Source organism: Bacillus sp. AP8, assembly GCF_000321185.1.
Lineage (GTDB): Bacteria > Bacillota > Bacilli > Bacillales > DSM-1321 > Bacillus_AD > Bacillus_AD massilioanorexius.
In genome coordinates, this window is the sequence record NZ_CAPG01000037.1 from 1 (window position 1) to 18,496 (window position 18,496).

Annotated in this window: 22 protein-coding genes and 1 pseudogene; 8 read left to right on the forward strand and 15 right to left on the reverse strand. The window is 31.6% G+C overall.

The features are described from left to right. Positions 1 to 256 precede the first annotated feature (256 nt). Both BN349_RS10140 and BN349_RS24880 read right to left on the reverse strand, forming a co-directional pair. Positions 257 to 925, reverse strand: coding sequence for a hypothetical protein (locus BN349_RS10140; RefSeq protein ID WP_019242193.1), 669 nt, complete (start codon positions 923 to 925; stop codon positions 257 to 259). Further along, positions 926 to 1,897: an HNH endonuclease gene (locus BN349_RS24880; protein WP_019242194.1), complete on the reverse strand. Its 972-nt coding sequence runs from the start codon at positions 1,895 to 1,897 to the stop codon at positions 926 to 928. It abuts the gene before it with no gap. Between the two features lie 207 nt (positions 1,898 to 2,104). Between BN349_RS24880 and BN349_RS10150 the strand changes: the two genes are divergently transcribed. Then, a complete protein-coding gene (locus BN349_RS10150) occupies positions 2,105 to 2,776 on the forward strand; it encodes a DUF1643 domain-containing protein (RefSeq protein ID WP_081591223.1) in 672 nt (223 codons plus the stop codon). Between the two features lie 178 nt (positions 2,777 to 2,954). On the opposite strand, the gene BN349_RS23785 is transcribed toward BN349_RS10150, so the two are convergent. Beyond that, on the reverse strand, positions 2,955 to 3,131 hold the full coding sequence (locus tag BN349_RS23785) for a helix-turn-helix domain-containing protein (protein WP_019242196.1): 177 nt from the start codon (positions 3,129 to 3,131) through the stop codon (positions 2,955 to 2,957). Positions 3,132 to 3,292: 161 nt separating this feature from the next. Here BN349_RS23785 and BN349_RS10160 point away from each other — a divergent pair, with 161 nt between their 5' ends. From BN349_RS10160 to BN349_RS26350, 3 genes are all read left to right on the forward strand, one after another. Then, the gene (locus tag BN349_RS10160; protein ID WP_019242197.1) at positions 3,293 to 4,021 is read left to right on the forward strand and encodes a helix-turn-helix domain-containing protein; all 729 of its coding nucleotides are present in this window, start codon (positions 3,293 to 3,295) and stop codon (positions 4,019 to 4,021) included. 49 nt (positions 4,022 to 4,070) lie between these two features. After that, the gene (locus BN349_RS24885) at positions 4,071 to 4,391 is read left to right on the forward strand and encodes an Arm DNA-binding domain-containing protein (protein WP_019242198.1); all 321 of its coding nucleotides are present in this window, start codon (positions 4,071 to 4,073) and stop codon (positions 4,389 to 4,391) included. A gap of 255 nt (positions 4,392 to 4,646) precedes the next feature. Next, positions 4,647 to 5,195 carry a site-specific integrase gene (locus tag BN349_RS26350; protein ID WP_081591224.1) on the forward strand — a complete coding sequence of 183 codons (549 nt, stop codon included), beginning with the start codon at positions 4,647 to 4,649 and terminating at the stop codon, positions 5,193 to 5,195. Positions 5,196 to 5,493: 298 nt separating this feature from the next. On the opposite strand, the gene BN349_RS10175 is transcribed toward BN349_RS26350, so the two are convergent. The 5 genes from BN349_RS10175 to BN349_RS10190 form a co-directional block, all read right to left on the reverse strand. Continuing rightward, positions 5,494 to 5,691: a hypothetical protein gene (locus BN349_RS10175; RefSeq protein ID WP_019242200.1), complete on the reverse strand. Its 198-nt coding sequence runs from the start codon at positions 5,689 to 5,691 to the stop codon at positions 5,494 to 5,496. A gap of 251 nt (positions 5,692 to 5,942) precedes the next feature. Next, a complete protein-coding gene (locus BN349_RS10180) occupies positions 5,943 to 6,233 on the reverse strand; it encodes a DUF3139 domain-containing protein (RefSeq protein ID WP_019242201.1) in 291 nt (96 codons plus the stop codon). 165 nt (positions 6,234 to 6,398) lie between these two features. Next, a complete protein-coding gene (locus BN349_RS10185; protein WP_019242202.1) occupies positions 6,399 to 6,926 on the reverse strand; it encodes a hypothetical protein in 528 nt (175 codons plus the stop codon). 53 nt (positions 6,927 to 6,979) lie between these two features. Continuing rightward, on the reverse strand, positions 6,980 to 7,045 hold the full coding sequence (locus BN349_RS26895) for a CD1375 family protein (protein ID WP_425457718.1): 66 nt from the start codon (positions 7,043 to 7,045) through the stop codon (positions 6,980 to 6,982). Further along, on the reverse strand, positions 7,045 to 7,344 hold the full coding sequence (locus tag BN349_RS10190) for a hypothetical protein (RefSeq protein WP_019242203.1): 300 nt from the start codon (positions 7,342 to 7,344) through the stop codon (positions 7,045 to 7,047). The genes BN349_RS26895 and BN349_RS10190 overlap by 1 nt, the downstream gene beginning before the upstream one ends. Before the next feature lie 105 nt (positions 7,345 to 7,449). Here BN349_RS10190 and BN349_RS26645 point away from each other — a divergent pair, with 105 nt between their 5' ends. Continuing rightward, positions 7,450 to 7,584, forward strand: coding sequence for a hypothetical protein (locus tag BN349_RS26645; RefSeq protein WP_269719699.1), 135 nt, complete (start codon positions 7,450 to 7,452; stop codon positions 7,582 to 7,584). Positions 7,585 to 7,797: 213 nt separating this feature from the next. On the opposite strand, the pseudogene tnpA reads toward BN349_RS26645, so the two are convergent. The 7 genes and pseudogenes from tnpA to miaA form a co-directional block, all read right to left on the reverse strand. Beyond that, positions 7,798 to 8,279: pseudogene (tnpA, locus tag BN349_RS23795) on the reverse strand (IS200/IS605 family transposase). Positions 8,280 to 8,471: 192 nt separating this feature from the next. Beyond that, on the reverse strand, positions 8,472 to 9,806 hold the full coding sequence (gene glnA / locus BN349_RS10200; RefSeq protein ID WP_019242205.1) for a type I glutamate--ammonia ligase: 1,335 nt from the start codon (positions 9,804 to 9,806) through the stop codon (positions 8,472 to 8,474). Between the two features lie 41 nt (positions 9,807 to 9,847). Further along, complete coding sequence (locus tag BN349_RS10205; protein WP_087960625.1) at positions 9,848 to 10,225, reverse strand: MerR family transcriptional regulator; 378 nt, start codon at positions 10,223 to 10,225, stop codon at positions 9,848 to 9,850. A gap of 241 nt (positions 10,226 to 10,466) precedes the next feature. Then, a complete protein-coding gene (locus BN349_RS10210; protein ID WP_019242207.1) occupies positions 10,467 to 11,735 on the reverse strand; it encodes a methionine gamma-lyase family protein in 1,269 nt (422 codons plus the stop codon). A gap of 142 nt (positions 11,736 to 11,877) precedes the next feature. Next, on the reverse strand, positions 11,878 to 12,822 hold the full coding sequence (spoVK, locus tag BN349_RS10215; RefSeq protein WP_019242208.1) for a stage V sporulation protein K: 945 nt from the start codon (positions 12,820 to 12,822) through the stop codon (positions 11,878 to 11,880). Between the two features lie 377 nt (positions 12,823 to 13,199). Continuing rightward, positions 13,200 to 13,433, reverse strand: coding sequence for an RNA chaperone Hfq (hfq, locus tag BN349_RS10220; protein WP_019242209.1), 234 nt, complete (start codon positions 13,431 to 13,433; stop codon positions 13,200 to 13,202). Positions 13,434 to 13,458: 25 nt separating this feature from the next. Continuing rightward, entirely contained in the window at positions 13,459 to 14,415 is a 957-nt protein-coding gene (gene miaA / locus BN349_RS10225) for a tRNA (adenosine(37)-N6)-dimethylallyltransferase MiaA (protein WP_425457711.1), read from the reverse strand. Between the two features lie 227 nt (positions 14,416 to 14,642). Between miaA and BN349_RS23800 the strand changes: the two genes are divergently transcribed. From BN349_RS23800 to BN349_RS10240, 3 genes are read left to right on the forward strand one after another with little or no spacing between them, the layout of a single operon-like run. Then, on the forward strand, positions 14,643 to 16,178 hold the full coding sequence (locus BN349_RS23800; RefSeq protein WP_019242211.1) for a spore germination protein: 1,536 nt from the start codon (positions 14,643 to 14,645) through the stop codon (positions 16,176 to 16,178). Next, positions 16,175 to 17,296, forward strand: coding sequence for a GerAB/ArcD/ProY family transporter (locus BN349_RS10235; protein WP_019242212.1), 1,122 nt, complete (start codon positions 16,175 to 16,177; stop codon positions 17,294 to 17,296). The genes BN349_RS23800 and BN349_RS10235 overlap by 4 nt, the downstream gene beginning before the upstream one ends. Beyond that, positions 17,286 to 18,398, forward strand: coding sequence for a Ger(x)C family spore germination protein (locus BN349_RS10240; protein ID WP_019242213.1), 1,113 nt, complete (start codon positions 17,286 to 17,288; stop codon positions 18,396 to 18,398). The genes BN349_RS10235 and BN349_RS10240 overlap by 11 nt, the downstream gene beginning before the upstream one ends. Positions 18,399 to 18,496: the final 98 nt, after the last annotated feature.

An 18,496-nucleotide genomic window follows, 5' to 3' on the forward strand; every position in this document is an offset into this window, starting at 1 on the left:
ATTTAATAGATTAGATATATACATGGAAAAGTTTAAAAATATGTAAATGTAAACGTAACAGTTTAGTGTTCATTTTCAAATGGTCAATTTTGATGAAAATTGAACGTGCAAATACTGTATCTTATTATGTATCTTATTATGTATCTTTATGTATCTTTAATATAACTTCTGCATTTCTTCCTCGTTTATTCTGCATTTTCATTTTTTTATTCTGCATAAAGAAGACTTAGACAAAACTCCCTTTTAACCAATGTTTTTAGAACATCGATTTATCCACATAATAATGGTTCTGGTATCGATCATATACAAGAGCGTCAAATTCATCATACTCAGATGTTGGTGCTAATTTGTGCTTTTTAATTTTGATTAATTTAGCTTTTTCTAACATCTCATTAGCTTCTGATATTTTGTCTTTTGATACCATCAATCTATCCGATAGTGTTTCAAAAGAAACGAAACAATAATCATTACCAGTTTTCCGATTAATATGACTCATATAGTAAAAAATCTGACGCAGTGAGTAGTCATCAATCTGACCATTCTTATAGTATGTAAGAATAGATCTACCCACCTTAGTAAAATTTTTCTCACATTCTTTGAGGTACTTTTCTTCATTAAAATGTATAACAATTGTACCTCTTGGAGGAACCCTTGTTATTTCATTTTTTATAAGATCAGCGTTATACAATTCATTTAATCGTCTTTTAAATGTACGAGTATCACTTATTTTACAATTAAGCATTATGCTTTTATGGTCTAGGATTAACTCTGATTTATTAGTAGATTTATTAATAAAATAGTTCCAAACTAAATTGACATATAATACAAACGCTCCGTTTTTTAGTTCATATCCGTCATTTCTTACAACATTAGTAGGTACTTTGATGAAAAAATTTGTGATTTTTTTTTGAACTATATCTCCCATTTAATCTCCCCTTTTAAATATATTGCTATTATGATAATTTATATTTTCTTGGTTTACTGTATGCTGCAAAGATATCTTTCTCATATTTAGCCGATTATTAGGATCAACATGGGATATTCTCATAGTTCTAGAATCAAACGTTATAGCTCCTCGATCAAACATGGCATGATGATTAGGACAAACTACAATCATATTGTCTACTGTATCAGAACCCTTATGTTTCCCTAATGGTCTAATATGATGTACTTCTGACATGTATTCATGAATTCCAACTTGAACTTTTTCACCACAAATTTGACATCTGTTAGCATACAATTTTTTCAACTTTTTTACTAATGATATATTACGGTTCGTAACACTAACGTATTTATCAATTTTAATAGGATTCATCGAACCTTCATTATACAAATTGTTTTTCTGATCTTTTGTGATTTTTGCTTTATTTTTTTCTTTTTTTATTTTTGATTTTTCAATTACACTATTTAGTCTAGCAATTTCATCATTAATAATGGAATCCATGTTATTTTCTTTATTTTTTGACGAAATATCACTTGAATAATATATTTCAACTTCTTCTTCCGGTCTTAATGTACGATTATATCTATCCAATTCTAAACGAAGGAGAACTTTTTCAATACCAAATCTACTTATTTCATTCGGAACCATGTATAAAAAATCGTACACAGAGATTTCAGATTTATACGGTATCCGCAAATAATTTAATCCTCGATAATATTCAAAAACATATTTCATACCACCAAATCTTGCATTTAAAATCTTTTGCAATTGTTTAAGTTCTATTTGATTAAATAAAGATAATAGTTTTTGTTTATCCTCATAAGAGATTTGTTTTTTAGTATTTTCCTGAGAAACAAAAACATATGGATATGTATAGACATTATTGTTTTTCAGATTCTTACCATTATTTCTTCTTACATTCGCTTGATGTATTTCTATATTGTCTCTTTTCATTGTATGAAAACACCTCATTCTAGTAATAAAGAAATTAACTTTAAATATTTATTGAATATTTAAAATAAAACCTAATCTCTTTATATATTAATATGTCATATAGGAATAAACAAAACTAATAGTTCATCAAAAATCATAATAAAAACCTCGTTCCAAGCAAAAATTTCCAACTGTGCTATAATAATAAAAAGAGAGGAATGATTATAAATGAATGAGACTTACCCCAGTTATGTAATAACACCGACTAATTGTAGTGTTAAAAAACTGAAAAATACTGATCTGAGGTATCGAGCGCTCCTCACAGCAAAATTCAAAAATAATTTTTCAAAGAAGATTCTATTCATAATGATGAATCCAAGTGCAGCTAATAAAAGCGAATCAGACAAAACTATTAACAAATGCGCTCATGTTGCCTATTATGATTTAAAGGATTATAAAATTGGTGAACTCAGTGTAGTAAATGTTTATCCTTATTTTCAATCAAAATCAGCTAAATTACAGGAAACATTAAGCATGGTTAAAAGTCTCTCATCTTCATATTATTATCGAAAAATATTGGATAATTTAAATTTAATTCGTAATCAAATTGTAAATAGTGATTATGTTTTTTTATGTACTGGTGGAATACCCGATAGTATAGATGATGTAGCTGAATATGAATTTATTTTGAATACTATTCATAGCTATGTTGAATCTATACATGGAGTTGCCTTTTTAGGTAAAGCTGATACATATAAAAGTTATGTTAATAATGATAAATACTCATATCATATATGTCCAAAAGGTATGCCAAGCAAGATTAATTCAGCTAAACTATTTAAATTAGTAAAAGGTAAATTTTTAGATAACCCAAATTATGATCCAATTCCATTAACATAATGTACTGAGAGTGATTTATTTCACTCTCTTTTGTTTTACAATAAAATGCAATTTTCATTTATTCGTTAATTTAATCTAACGACTGAAGCACCCGTACCTAACTCCACCTTAAAATATGTACTACCAAAAGCGTTACTTAATTATGTATTATATGAATCTACTAAACTACGTTATATAATTAATGCTCTCCATTTAGCCAAGATTCAAAGACTGGACGAGAAACTTTTATAAGTTTTCCAATCCTAACCACAGGAAACTCACCAGAATTAACAAGATCATATGCTTTTGATCTTCCGATACCTAAGTACTCTTGAATATCCTTTACATCTAAAACATTTTTATTTTCAAAAGCCATATATTTCACCTCCTTTACTTAATAATATAATATATAATTGTAACTTTCAATAAGTTTTTGTAACCTTTTTTAATCAAAAACACAAAATAATATCTTTTTTGTAACTTCCAACAATTTGATGTAACTTACTGTATATGTTAATATAATTTTGAGGTGATAAAATGCACAATCCTAGATATACTCTTAGTTTTGATGGTACGATTGGTGAATTTGTTAAATTAATGAGGAAACATAAAAAAATCAATTCGAAAGATTTATCGTTAAAGATAGGTAAAAGTAATGCTTACATTAGTCATTTAGAAAATAATCGCTACAAGAATTTGGATTATAATGTTCTCTATAAAATATTTTTAGAATTAGGAATTGAAGATAAGAGAATAGAAGATTATCTAGCTCATTTTGGTTATATATCACCAGAAAGATTAGAATCAGAAGCAATGTTTGTTAAAAGACAAATAGAAATTCTAGAAGATCCAAACTATCAAGAGCACGAATTACAAAGAAATATAGAACTTGCTGAACAATACGAAGAAGAAAAAAGACTAGGTTTTGCAACACCAGAATTTAAGTCTGAAATGTCAGCAAAGGATATTGAAAAACTCGAAGAAGACTTAGCTTGGTACGAATTACTTGAAGAATCAGCAAAAAAAGAAGCAAAGGACATTTACACTGAACTCATGTTCTTTCTCGAAAGAAATATAGATACATTTCCAGAAGTATTAAAGAATTTACATTCGCTAGTTTCTTCTATGAAAACTGATTTAGATAATTATAAATTTTTTACTAATATATTCAGATACGACATTTCAAGCATAAGCTCTGAGGGGAAAGAAGCGATTGTAAAATTAATAAAAAACGAAGCAAGAAAAGAATGGGAAAGAAATCATTAGAGTAAATCAACATAAAAATTTAAATGAAATTTCAAAGGAGGATTCATACATGGCTGGATCAATCCATAAATATAGCACTAAACAGGGCACAAGATGGATGGTCATGTTAGAGATAGGTACAAGTGGCAAAAGAAAACAAAAGAAAAAGAAAGGTTTTAAGACTAAAAAGGAAGCATCCGCTTATCTTGCTGAAAATCAAACGGCTATTAATAAAGGAATAAATGTAGAACCTTCTAAAATGTTGTTCAAAGATTACCTAGAAGATTGGTTTAAAATTAAAAAGACTGAACTTAGTGAACAAACTATAGATACCAACAGAAGAAACATAGATAATTGGATAATACCTCAACTTGGGGATTTAATTTTATAAAGTATTACTCCACTTGATTTAAAAGAATATGTAGCAAGTTTAATCGAAGAGGAATTAGCACCCTCTACAATTAAAAGGATATTCGTTATTGTAAAAAATTCACTTGAATACGCAGTAGATGAAGAAATAATATATAGAAATCCAGCGAAGAAAGTTAAACTACCTACGATTACTATAAATGAAGAAGCTGTATGGTCAGAAAATGAGGCTATTAATTTTTTAGCACAAGCGAAAAAAGGTAACCCTAATTTTTATATCGTTTACTATCTAGCGTTTTATAGCGGATGTCGTCAAGGTGAAATACTAGGACTCACATGGGAAAACGTTAATTTTGAAAACAATACAATTAGAATTAATCAAACTTTAATTAGTGGTGGGAAAATTTCAAATAAACTTAAAACAGAAAAAAGCAAGAGAACAATAACTCTTCCTAAATTCGTTATGGACGAATTAGAATCACATAAAAAATTAATAGAAGAATACAAAGAAAAACATGGTAAAGCATATTCTAATCTTGATTTAGTATGCTGCACTACACTAAGTACTCCACTTGATCCTACAGATGTTAGAAAAAAGATGAAAAAAATAATTGATGATAATGGTTTTAATAAGCTTAAATTTCATGGTCTAAGACATACACACGCTTCAGTTCTATTATCTAGGGGTGTTAATATAAAAATGATATCTACACGCTTAGGTCATGCAAGTGTAAAAATCACACTAGATACTTATTCGCACATCCTACCAACTATGGAAGATCAATTAGTAAATCAACTTGAAGAAATAAATAAAACAGACCACTAAATTACAAATAAAATAGTGGTCTGTTTTACCCTTAATATTCGCCAAAAAAGGTAACAAAAAAGGTAACGAATTAGTCAATTTTATATAAATTGCAATAACACCAGATAATAAACAAACGGCTTTATATCAACATATATAACATATCATAATACAAAAAAATATTAAATTCGTACACCAACAGTGTCAAGGGTTCTATTTCTTAATACATTGTCATATATAGATCGAATTCCCATGGGTGAACTTGCGTGCGGAACATGTATTATATATGCGATTAGCTTTCGTTAATTTTCCAATGTGTTTAACATCCGTAATGTCCATGATGATGATAACCATGATGAATTGGATAGCAACACTGACTATGATAATGATGGTGTGGGTAACCGCCATAGCCCATGCCGTATCCATGATGACCACCATAGCTCATTCCATAACCCATACCATAACTTGGATAACCACCATACCCCATGCCATATCCTCCGTATAATTGTGTATTCATCTTATATCTCCTCCTCAAATTGGTTCAAAATATTATATGTACCCGTGTTCAAGGAGGTATAGATATCTGCCTAATTGTAAAATAACACACTCTAACAACGACGCATAATAATCCTGATACACACTAAAAAAGCCAACATTAGGCTATTGGCTTCGTTAACATGTTAGAATCATACGCAAAAAATTTTATTATTATTTTTTATCTTCATGTTTTTGGTTCGATATCTCCATTATTCGCAAATCCAGCATGTATTACTTCCTTACTTTTTTTCGAATATGATAAATATATTCATTAGACGGTTCATCAGAATAAACAACATAAGCAACCCACTTATTGTTAATTCCTGTTGCTTTACCATCATATTTTAGTTTTATACTTTTTATATCATCTTTTTTGTATTCTTTATCCTGATAAAGAAAATGTTCTATTGCATTTCTAGCTACTTCTTTATCTTCCTTTTTTTCTTTATTTTCCCCATAAAAATACATTGATGCAATTCCAATTACAACTAGCACTGACAAAATTATTATAGTTTTTTTCAAAAAATCCCCCCTATATTTTCAAACTAAATTAAAATTCATCTAACACATTACTTCTCTATATAGTAAGGATTTTCCTATTTCCTTTCATTTCTTCAGTCGCATCATTTTTGCTCCAGATGTGAAATGAGTCAGAAACGTTTGATAAACTACTGACCTAAATTAAAATCAATCTACAAAATCATTTTTTGCTTTCAATAAAAACTCAATACCCGCATCTATTGCTTTGAAAATTTCATTACCCACAAGTCTTTCGTTGTATCTTTTCTTTTGGAAAACAAAATTTTTATTATCATCTAATTTAGAGTTAGGTAATGTGTCAACTTCAACCCACTCCACTTGGATTATTCCCATTTCAATACCTTCCTCCGGTATTTCTAATGGGAATTCAAACATTGGAACTGTGGTTACTTGTTGTACTTCGAAGCAAATTCTTTCATGCTTTAATAGATTCACAGCATATCTTAAACCATTTAAATATATACCTTTTTTGTCGTTGTCTCGTCGTTTAAAATATCCCTTTCTTTCAAAATGCATCTCATCAGCACTGAAAATTAAATCCAACAAACTTTTTAAAGCTATAAAGACCTCATCGCTATTATCGCTATAAAGTACATCTTTCAACTGTTGGTATGCGGTTCCAATTGAACGTTGATATAACTCTAACCTTTTAACCTTTCTTTCATCGATATTCATTTAACTCCCTCGGCCGCGTTTTGGTTTATCAATGCTTGTACATCTGCACGCCATCATGTAGGGACGTTATCAATTGACCACTGATCTGCTTTGATTAAATTGAAATAGATTTTCGCCATTATTCAACACCTCCCGTTACGATATTCGCAAGTTCTGCAATCGCTAGTTGAGTTTCAATTTTGTCTTGCTCTGCTGCTAGTCCTAATTCTGCGATTGCAATGTTTAATTCAACTACTTGTTCTTCTAAAGTAGGTTGTATTGGTTTATTACCTTCTTCAATAATTGTATTAATATGATTTTGTGCTGATTCTTCTAAGGTTGTACCAGGATAAGGAATATAAGCTTCTTGTACAATCCAAGGTATACCATTGTTTAGTATTGTGTATTTTTCCCCTTCTACTACATACGTTAAATTCATTATATTCACCTCTAGTTTTTAAATTTAATCCATTGTGAACCGTTACCATAATATGATGGAAGTTCTTTTATTTCTTGATTAGAAAATATCCAAGCATCCGCTAACATGAAATATGTACAAGAACGATTAGGCCATGGAAGTATGCAAATTACGGCAGATGTTTACTCACACATTTCTAAAAAAATCGAAGCAGATACAATGGCTAAATTTGAAAACTATACAAAAGATATCTTGAACTAAAAAAGATAAATGTGATTTTGTGTGGGTGTTTTGTGGGTGGACAAGCTATAAATTATTACTCACTAGTTTTTACCCACAAGGTCAAAACCACCCGTGAGAACGGGTGATTTGTTCTGCGGCTGAAAGCCTTTGTTACTGACCAAACCCTAAAGGGCTTCTGAATGGTTCGCCTTTTGTACTACTTTTACTGGCTTGACCTAAAAGGTCTTCCGCTCATTTTCTATTCTTTATCTTTACCTCTTCACCAGTGAATGGATCAATATATTCCATCATACTTAGCTGTTCTGCGACTATATCTTCTTGTATTTGATTACGTATATAATTTTCTATTACCTTTTTATTTCTTCCAACTGTATCTACCTAAAATCCTGTATACCAAAATTTTCGATTTCCATATTTATATTTCAGATTGGCATGACGATCAAATATCATCAAGCTACTTTTTCCTTTAAATAACCTACAAACGCAGACAAACTTAACTTAGTTGGAATGCATACTAACAAATGTACGTGATCTTTACACGCTGTTGCTTCAATGATTTCTACACCTTTTCTTTCGCATAAAGTGCGTAGTATTTGCCCAATATCCTTCTTTATTCTCCCATAAATAACTTGCCTTCTATACTTTGGTGCAAAGACGAAATGATACTTACAATTCCAAGTTGTGTGTGCTAAACTATTAGTGTCTTTTGACATAAAAAACTCCTCCGTATGCTTTTATTTTGGTTGGCGAACCAAAAATAGTTTAGCACCTCGGAAGAGTTTTTTAATACCACGCTATAAGCTTTTTAGAACCCTAGGCATAGCCCAGGGTTTTCTTTTTCACACAAACATAGGCGTTTAAAAGTAAAAAACCCTCAACGCTAATAACGTCAAGGGTTCTAGTTATTAATACATTGTCATATATTGATCGCGTTCCCATGGGTGAACTTGCGTACGGAACATGTCCCACTCAATTTCTTTTGCTTCGATAAAGTGTTCTAATAGGTGAGAACCTAGTGCTGATTTAATAACTTCGTCACTTTGTAATGCATCTAATGCTGCATATAAAGTAGCTGGTAAATCAACAATACCTGCTTCAATACGTTCTTCTTTAGACATTACATAAATGTTACGATCAACTGCTTGAGGTGGAGTTAATTTATTTTTAATTCCATCTAAACCAGCTTGTAAAAGTACAGCTACTGCTAAATACGGGTTAGCTGCAGGGTCTACACTACGCACTTCAACACGTGTACTTAATCCACGTGAAGCCGGGATACGTACTAGTGGACTACGGTTACGAGCTGACCAAGCTACGTAACATGGCGCTTCATAGCCAGGTACTAAACGTTTATATGAGTTTACAGTTGGGTTTGTAACAGCTGTAAAGTTTGGAGCATGTTTGATAATACCAGCAATAAATTGTTTTGCTGTTTCACTTAACTCAATATCACCTTTTGGATCATAGAATACATTTTCTTTACCATTAAATAGAGATACGTTACAGTGCATTCCTGAACCATTTACTCCGAATAATGGTTTTGGCATGAATGTTGCATGTAAGCCATGCTTACGAGCAATTGTTTTAACAACTAGTTTAAAAGTTTGGATATGATCACATGCAGTTACAGCATCTGCATATTTAAAATCAATTTCATGTTGACCAGGCGCTACTTCATGGTGAGAAGCTTCAATTTCAAAGCCCATTTCTTCAAGCTCAAGAACGATATCACGACGACAGTTTTCCCCTAAATCTGTCGGTGCTAAGTCAAAGTAGCCACCTTTATCATTTAATTCTAGAGTCGGTTCACCTTTTTCATCTAGTTTAAATAGGAAGAATTCAGGCTCTGGTCCAAGATTAAAATCTGTAAAGCCCATTTCTCTCATTTCTGCTAGAACACGTTTTAAATTCGTACGAGGATCTCCTTCGAAAGGAGTTCCGTCCGTGTTGTAAATATCACAAATTAAACGAGCAACCTTTCCTTTTTCAGCTGTCCATGGGAATACAACCCAAGTATCTAAATCAGGATATAAATACATATCTGATTCTTCAATACGTACAAAACCTTCGATAGAAGAACCATCAAACATCATTTTGTTATCTAACGCTTTACCTAATTGACTTACAGGAATTTCAACATTTTTGATTGTTCCTAGAATGTCTGTAAATTGCAAACGAATATACTTTACATTTTCTTCTTTTGCTAAACGAGTAATGTCTTCACGAGTAAACTTTGCCATGCCTTAAATTCCTCCCAATATTCTGATATTTTATCTATTATTTAATGAAAAAAGCGCGACATGTCACCTTGACGAAGTGACGCTCTATTTCTACTATTGTGTAAAAGTTCAGCCCTTAACAGCTTTCTAAGCTCTTCGTCAGAGAGATCAGGTTTTGTCTTTTCTTGTAGTTTTGCTGTTTCTGTCTGAAGCTTTACCTCTTCTTTAACTGAAAATACCTTTTTTATTCCTGCTAAGTTAACACCTTGTTCGAGCATTTCTTTGATTTCTAATAAAGTATCAATATCATTTAAAGAAAATAACCTTCGATTTCCTTCTGTTCTTGCAGGGGATATTAGTTGATTCTCTTCATAATATCTTATTTGTCTTGCTGACAATTCTGTGAGCTGCATAACAATACTAATTGGAAATAGCGGCATTGTTCTTCTAATATTTTTACTATTCAAACTCTTCTTTCCCCTCTCACTTAATTGTTAAACTTATTTTATTAGATGTTAGATTATTTGTCAACATGATGTTAGATTTTCTTACATTATTTTTTAAATGAATATTAAAAAAATTCACAATAGTAAGGGTAACAAATTATACTAATTAAAACAAATACAACTCATTAAAAAACCTAAAGTTTGCATAAACTTAGGTTTTTTAATGAAAAATATACTATAACGTAATTTGACCTTTTTCCAATAAAGAATTTAAAGCTGTTAAAATAGCTACCTTAACATGAGAATAAGTTAAACCACCTTGTACATATGCAATATACGGAGGTCTTATTGGACCATCTGCCGTTAATTCTATACTTGCCCCTTGAATAAATGTTCCAGCAGCCATGATGACATCGTCTTCATACCCAGGCATATAGTTTGGCAATGGTGTAAAATGAGAATTAATAGGGGAAGCAAACTGAATGGCCTGACAAAAGGCAATCATTAAATCTGCTTGATCAAATTGCACAGCTTGAATTAAGTCTGTTCGATTTTCATCCCATTTTGGAAAAGTGTTTAAACCAACCTCTTCAAGAATCGCACTTGTAAATTGTGCTCCTTTTAACGCTTGTCCTACAATATGTGGTGCCATAAAAAATCCTTGATACATTTCCTGCAAGGAATAAAGTGATGCCCCCGCCTCTGCTCCTATGCCTGGAGTAGTTAGTCGATATGAACAAGCTTCAACTAAATCGTGTTTCCCTACAATGTAGCCTCCAGTCTTCGCTAAACCGCCTCCAGGATTTTTAATCAACGAACCTGCCATTAAGTCGGCCCCTACATGACACGGTTCTTGTAGTTCAACAAACTCACCATAGCAATTATCCACGAAAACAATAACATCAGATTTAATTTCTTTAACGAAAGATATCATTTCTTTTATGTCTTCAATCGTATACGAAGGACGAGCAGCATAGCCTTTTGAGCGCTGAATACCTATCATTTTTGTTTTGTTTGTAATAGCATTCTTTACAGCCTCAAAGTCCACTCTTCCCTCATCTGTTAATTCTACAGCCTGATAACCAATTTGATATTCCTTTAATGAACCTGTTCCCTTGCCTCTAATACCAACAATTTCTTCTAAAGTATCGTATGGTTTTCCTGTGATATATAACAATTCATCACCAGGTCTTAAAATGCCAAATAGCGCAGTAGAAATGGCATGTGTCCCCGAAATAATTTGCGGACGAACAAGGCCTGCTTCAGCACCAAATACTTCAGCGTACACTTTTTCAAGAGTATCACGTCCAAGATCATCATATCCATATCCTGTTGATGGAATGAAATGCGAGTCACTCACTTTATTATTTTGAAAGCTCGTTAAAACTCTAAATTGATTTTGGTCGATTATATCATCCGCTTGTTTATGTAGCTTTGCGATTTTTTCTTCTATTGAATCACTCAAGATTTTTAATTGAGCTCCATACTTTAATTGCTTATACATGTTGCTTCTTCTCCCTTATACGGTAATACATAAATTATTTATCCTTTTTTATTCTAAACAAAATGAAAGAGTCTTTCAAAAAATTTTTTCTGTATAGAAAAAGGTATATGAAAAAGAGAGAAAATGCAATGCATTTCCCCTCTCAATCTTCAAATTGTAAATCTTGGCTTCGGATTGTAATTAATTCATTTTTATCGTACACATCATTTACTAACAATCGCATTGCTTGACTTCGTATAGACTTTTCTAACGTATTTCGAATATAACGTCCATTAGAGAAACTAATAGGACTCCATGTATTTTTTATGATCATTAAATGATTCTCTAACTTTCGTTCTGCTTCTCTACTTAAAATATATTCTCTTTCTTTTAACATCATGGCTGTGATGTCCATCAATTGGGTGACTGTATAGTCCGGAAAATCTATAACAATCGGAAAACGGGAATGCAACCCAGGATTTAAACTTAGGAAATACTCCATTTCTTTTGAATAACCAGCTAATATTAAAATAAATTCATGTTGTTTATCTTCCATATGTTTAACGAGTGTATCAATTGCTTCTTTTCCAAAGTCCTTTTCTCCCCCTCTTCCTAACGAGTATGCTTCATCTACAAATAAAATACCCCCTATTGCTTTTTTAACTAAATCACGAGTTTTTTGAGCAGTATGCCCAATATACTCACCTACTAAATCCGCTCGTTCAGCCTCAATTAAATGTCCTTTAGATAGTACATTCATTTTTACAAAAAGCTTCCCAATCAATCTCGCTACCGTAGTTTTTCCTGTACCTGGATTCCCTTTAAACATCATATGCAAAGCTTGACGACTAGCTTTTAATCCGGCTTCCTCTCTTTTTTTATTTACGTAAATCCAAGCATAAATTTGCATAATTGTTTTTTTCATTTCTTCCATACCAACTAAAGCTTCAAGTTCCTGTTCAATCTCTTTTAATGCTATATGTTGATGTGGCACTTCTTTCTGTTTACTTTCAAAGATTAAAGGATCTTTTTTTATGGATTTTCTTTTTTGATTACTAATTACAACGTTAATTTGTCCATTATTTCTTTTTTTATAGCCATCGGCCAACACACTCACCTCACATACTGCAGAGATTCGTATTCGAAAACACACTTTTGTTTACATTATGACTGTCGCTCTCCAAGTATGTCGGATGCAAAATTTAAGGATGTACTCATCACCCATACATCTCGTTCACTTTCACGAGAACAATTATGAATATATTCCATTGTTAAGCAAATAACATAAGCAATCTAGAATTCTGTTGCAAAATGCACATTCTCGAAAATATCTCATCTATCTCATATATATTCAACTAAACCTCTAAACATTCGATAAGATAACTAGTGCCACATCCCAATTAACAAGTTAGAAGACATAAATAAAAAAGGATATCTATCAAAAGCTACGCTTCTGAGATATCCTCTTCTTTGTATCTTAAAAGTTTATTCTTTTCCTTCGAAATTAACTTGTACATTTCTTTGCGGAGCGAAAGTAGAGATAGCATGCTTGAAAACTAACTGTTGCTTTCCTTCACTCTCCAACAAGACTGTAAAGTTATCAAACCCTTTAATTTGTCCTCTTATTTGGAAACCATTTAATAAGAATACTGTAACATAAATACCTTCTTTTCTTAATTGATTTAAAAACTGATCTTGAATATTAACAGATGTTTTCATTACAGCTAATCCTCCTCATTTATCTCTATTGTTTATTATTCGCTGTCAATGACAGCTTTCCTTCTATAAATTCAGATATTTCAAGAACTTTTTTTTCATAACTATCTTGGTCCATGGCAAACCACTCGATATTCATCTTATTTCGAAACCAAGTTAATTGTCTTTTCGCATAGCGTCTAGAGTTTTGCTTTAACTGTTCTATCGCCATGTCTAATGTCATGTTCCCATCAAAATATTCATAAAGCTCTTTATAACCTATAGCTTGGATAGACTGACAGTCCCTAAGTCCAGCTTGATAAAGATGCTGCACTTCTTCTAATAAACCTTGTTGCATCATGAGATCCACCCTAAGATTAATTCGTTCATATAAGGTTTCACGATCCATAATAAGGCCAATCAAAGCCACATCATAAACATATTCTTTTGCTTGCTTTTGAAGTTGTTCACTCATCTTCATTCCAGTACAATGAAAAATTTCAAGGGCTCTAATAACTCGTCTAACATTATTAGGATGTATATTTTTCGCGCTCTCTTCATCAACGGTTGCTAACATCTGATGTAATGCATCTACACCTTGCTTCACTGCCAATTGCTCTAATTCTGTTCGATAAGCCTCATCACTCACCGCTTCCGAAAAAGAGTAATTTTGTAAAACCGCTTCTATGTATAATCCTGTACCGCCTACTATTATTGGTAACTTTCCTCTTGATGCTATGTCTTGGATGCAAGCAGTCACTAACTCTTGAAATTGAGCGACATTAAAGGCTTCGTCTGGTTCTTTAATATCCAGCAAATGATGCGGGACACCTTCCATTTCTTGTTTGCTTATTTTAGCCGTCCCAATATCCATCTTACGATACACCTGCATCGAATCCCCACTAATAATTTCTCCATTATACTTTTTAGCCAGATCAATGCTAATCTTTGTTTTTCCTACAGCTGTAGGTCCAACAATACAAATTAATTTTTGCTTGTTACTCACTTTTTTCAACTACCTTATTCCTATTTCTTTAATAGTATCACAAGTTATAAAGATAAAGGTACACATCCTTAAAGAATACATAAAAGGTTACTTCTTCTTTTTCAAAAACGTAACAAATACCAATTCAGTTATTCCCATTAATTATCTTTTTAAACCTAAATTAATTATTATATTTTTTCACAAAAGAAACATACTAAAAAAAGAAATTGTAAAGAAGGTGATGGTAATTGCTATCGTTTTTTTCAAAGAAACACCGAAAACAAAAGCAAAATAATCAAACGAAACAAAAGACTCCCGTTATTGATGAAGTTCATTTAACAATTTCTCTTGATTTAGAGGAAAATATTGAATCCATAAAAAAAGCACTTGGGAATAGCGACGATATACTTGTTAGAGACTTACATATTCAAAATAAAAAAGCAAAATTAATTTATTTATATAGTTTAGCTGATAATGTAACTATCCAATCGGTTTTAGATGATTTGCTTAGTAGCAACTATTCAATCGAAGAATCATCAAATTTTAATTTAGTAAAAATAAAAAGCGAAGACGACCAGAAGACAATTATTACAAATCTACTAACTGGTTTTGTTTTATTGTTTTTAGAGGGTCAAAAGGAGCCGTATAGCTTCATGGCATTAAGATCCGATGGGCGTCAAGTTACCATCCCAACAACAGAAAATGTTGTCAGAGGATCTCATGAAGGATATGTGGAATCATTACAAACCAATTTATTCTTAATTCGTAAAGGTGTTGTATCTCCAAATTTAACAATAAAACAATTGAAAGTTGGAAAAGAAGCTGAAAAAACAGCTGCCATAGTATATTTAAATAATGTAGCTGATTTAGACTTAGTAAATAAAATTGAAGAAAGAATAAAAAGTATAGACGTCGATTCTGTTTTTAGTCTTTCTGTATTAGAAGCCTATATAGAAGAATACTCAATAACTCCATTCTCACAAACTCTAACTACAGAACGTATCGATCGATCTGCAGGTGGTCTTTTGGAAGGTAGAATAGTCTTATTGTTAGATGGAAATCCTTGCGCATCCATTTTACCTATATCATTTATCTCGTTTTTCCAATCTCCAGATGATTATAATTTGCGCTTTTTAGTTGCATCTTTTAACAGAATTATACGATTTACTTCCTTTTTCACTGCCATTTTATTGCCAGCTTTTTATATTGCAATCGTAGGATTTCATTATGAAGTAGTTCCTCAAAGAATTATTTTCACAGTTCAAAAATCGGTAGAAAGCATACCCTATGGGCCATTAGTCGAAGCCGGCATTGTGGAAGTTTTTATTGAGCTTATACGAGAAGCAACATTAAGACTTCCAACTAAAATCGGTCCCACCATTGGGATTGTTGGAGGGCTTGTCATTGGTGACGCTATCGTAAAAGCTGGATTAGTTTCTAATATAATGGTTGTTGTCGTGGCACTCACAGCTATTTCTTCCTTTGTTATTCCTAGTTCCGAAATGAGCGCTACAGTACGCATTCTAAGATTTCCTTTTATGTTTCTTGCATCCATTCTTGGCATCTATGGAATTGTGATAGGAATTGTCCTACTAGTAGGGCATTTATGTAAGTTACGTCCTTTTGGAGTTCCTTATTTAACTCCATTCACTCCTTTAAAGTGGAAAGATCTCAAAGATACTATCATCCGAGCACCTATTTTCACTTTAAATACCCGACCAACCGATTCATTAGCAAGAAACACTGTACGTGAACGATTTTCTAGGTGGTGGAAGAAGAGATGAAATTTTTACCTTCTAATCAAATTTCAAAATCACAGTTTTTTTTCTTTATGATTCATTCACAAGTTGGTTTAACAATTTTATCATTACCACACATTCTCGGTAAGACAGCTGGACATGATGGATGGATTTCTTTATTAATATCAGCTACTTATGTACAAATGTTGATATTAATCTATTACTTCATAATCAAGAATTACCCAGAATTGACCTTTTATGATATTACAATCAAAGTATTTGGTTCTTTTATCGGTAAATGTATAAACGTAATTATGATTGTTTACTATGTGATGTATAGCGTTCATTTTGCCTATCAAACCACTTCCATTTTAAAATTATGGAATTACTACCGAACTCCTTTTTGGTTCATGTTTTTATTGCTAATTTTAGTAGGTTTTTATATATTAAATGGCGATCTTGCTACAATTGGGCGATTTTTAACGATTGCTGTGATGGTCATTTTATTGATGATTTACTTTCTTTTTTGGGATCTGAAAGAGTTAAATTATCATTACCTACTGCCAGTTGGCGAATCAAATATATGGGAAATATTCAAAGCTTCAAAAGATGGATTAATAGCTTTTACAGGATTTGAAATTTTTCTCTTTATCCATCCTTTTGTTTGTGCCCCGAAAAAAAAGGTATTTAAGATTGCGAATATAAGTATTTGGCTTGTATGCTTATTATATTTAACGGCCACAACTTTTGTTTTTATGTACTTTCCAAATGCAGCAAAAAATATTGTGGATGCTGTTATTTATTTTATTATCCCTATGCATTTCACCATATTGGAACGAATTGAAGTTTTTTTCATTGCCGCTTGGACAGTTTTGATGACAACTTCTTATATTTGTTTCTTATATATAGGGTGTCTAGGTATGAGTCGTTTGCGCAATAAAGATCATCATAATTATTATTTAAAATGGCTTACTCTCATTATTTTCGTTATTTCCATAATTGTCCATAAGTTTGCTAATAAACAATTCTTTATTTCATTTGCATACTTCAGAGATTATTACTCTCTATTTGTTATAATTCTCATTCCAACACTAACAGCCATACTTCTACTTTTTAAAAGAACTAGAACTAAACAAAAAGGATCATCAGCAAATGAAGCATAAAATTAGTCGTATACTCGTAACTATTACTTGTTTAATTCTTCTGTCTGGTTGTTGGGATGAGAAATTAATAAAAGAAACTAGATTTATTCTATCTGCAGCATATGATAAAAATGATAATGACAAAATAATAGGAACTTATTCTACTCCTAACGACGCGGTGTATCCTCAGTCTAGCATTATTACGACCGTTAAAGGTGATACCGTTCGTGAGATTACATTACGCATAAACGATAAAGTTGCAGAGACATTAGATACATCAAAATTAAAAGTCGTATTTTTTGGTGAAAAGCTAGCAAAAGAGGACGGGTTATATCCTTATTTAGATATTTTTATAAGAGAACCTAATAATCCCATTAATCCATATCTCGTTATTGTAAAAGGAGATGCAAAATCTTACTTTTCTAATCCGATTCCAAATGAAAGTGAACCATCAGAATACTTTAGAGAACTTTTACTGGCCCACGTTGATAAAGGTGTGCTTCCTAATGTAAATTTATTGAAAGGATCAAGGATATTTGAAAATAGAGGATTTGATATTCTAGTTCCTTACATCACCACATCCCCAGACAAAACACCCAAGATAGATGGTTTAGCCATTATGGATGAAGATAAATTTACTGGTGAAACCTTATCAATGCAAGAAAGTATATTGTTTAATTCATTGAAAAGATCCATTGTGAAATATCAGCCTAATTTAGTCATAAAACTAAGAGATAATGAACAGCCCAAAATTGAAGGTTATATAACCATAAATTTATTAGAATCAAAGCGAAAAACCAAGGTAAACATTAAAAATGGAAAGGCTACAGCAGATATCAAGCTGAACATTAAAGTTGAAGTAATCGAATCACCCAAAATGAATGTAAAGAAGAATAGAGAATTCATAACTAACAAAATGGAAAAACAATTAACTAAAGAAGTAAATACAATCATAAAAAAATTACAAAAAGCAAATTGTGATGGTCTAGCAATCGGACAACAATTGCATTCTTTTCATAATGAAGAGTATGAAAAATTAAATTGGAAAGATGAGGCCTATAAAAACGCTGATATTAAAGCCAAAGTTAAGATTGAAATAGTTAAGCATGGATTAGTTGACTAACTAAAATGATTTCACACGCATAACGCTTCTTATCATTTTAAATCATGTATAAGCATAATAGATGAATGACTACTAAACAGAAAAGCAGGATGATTTTT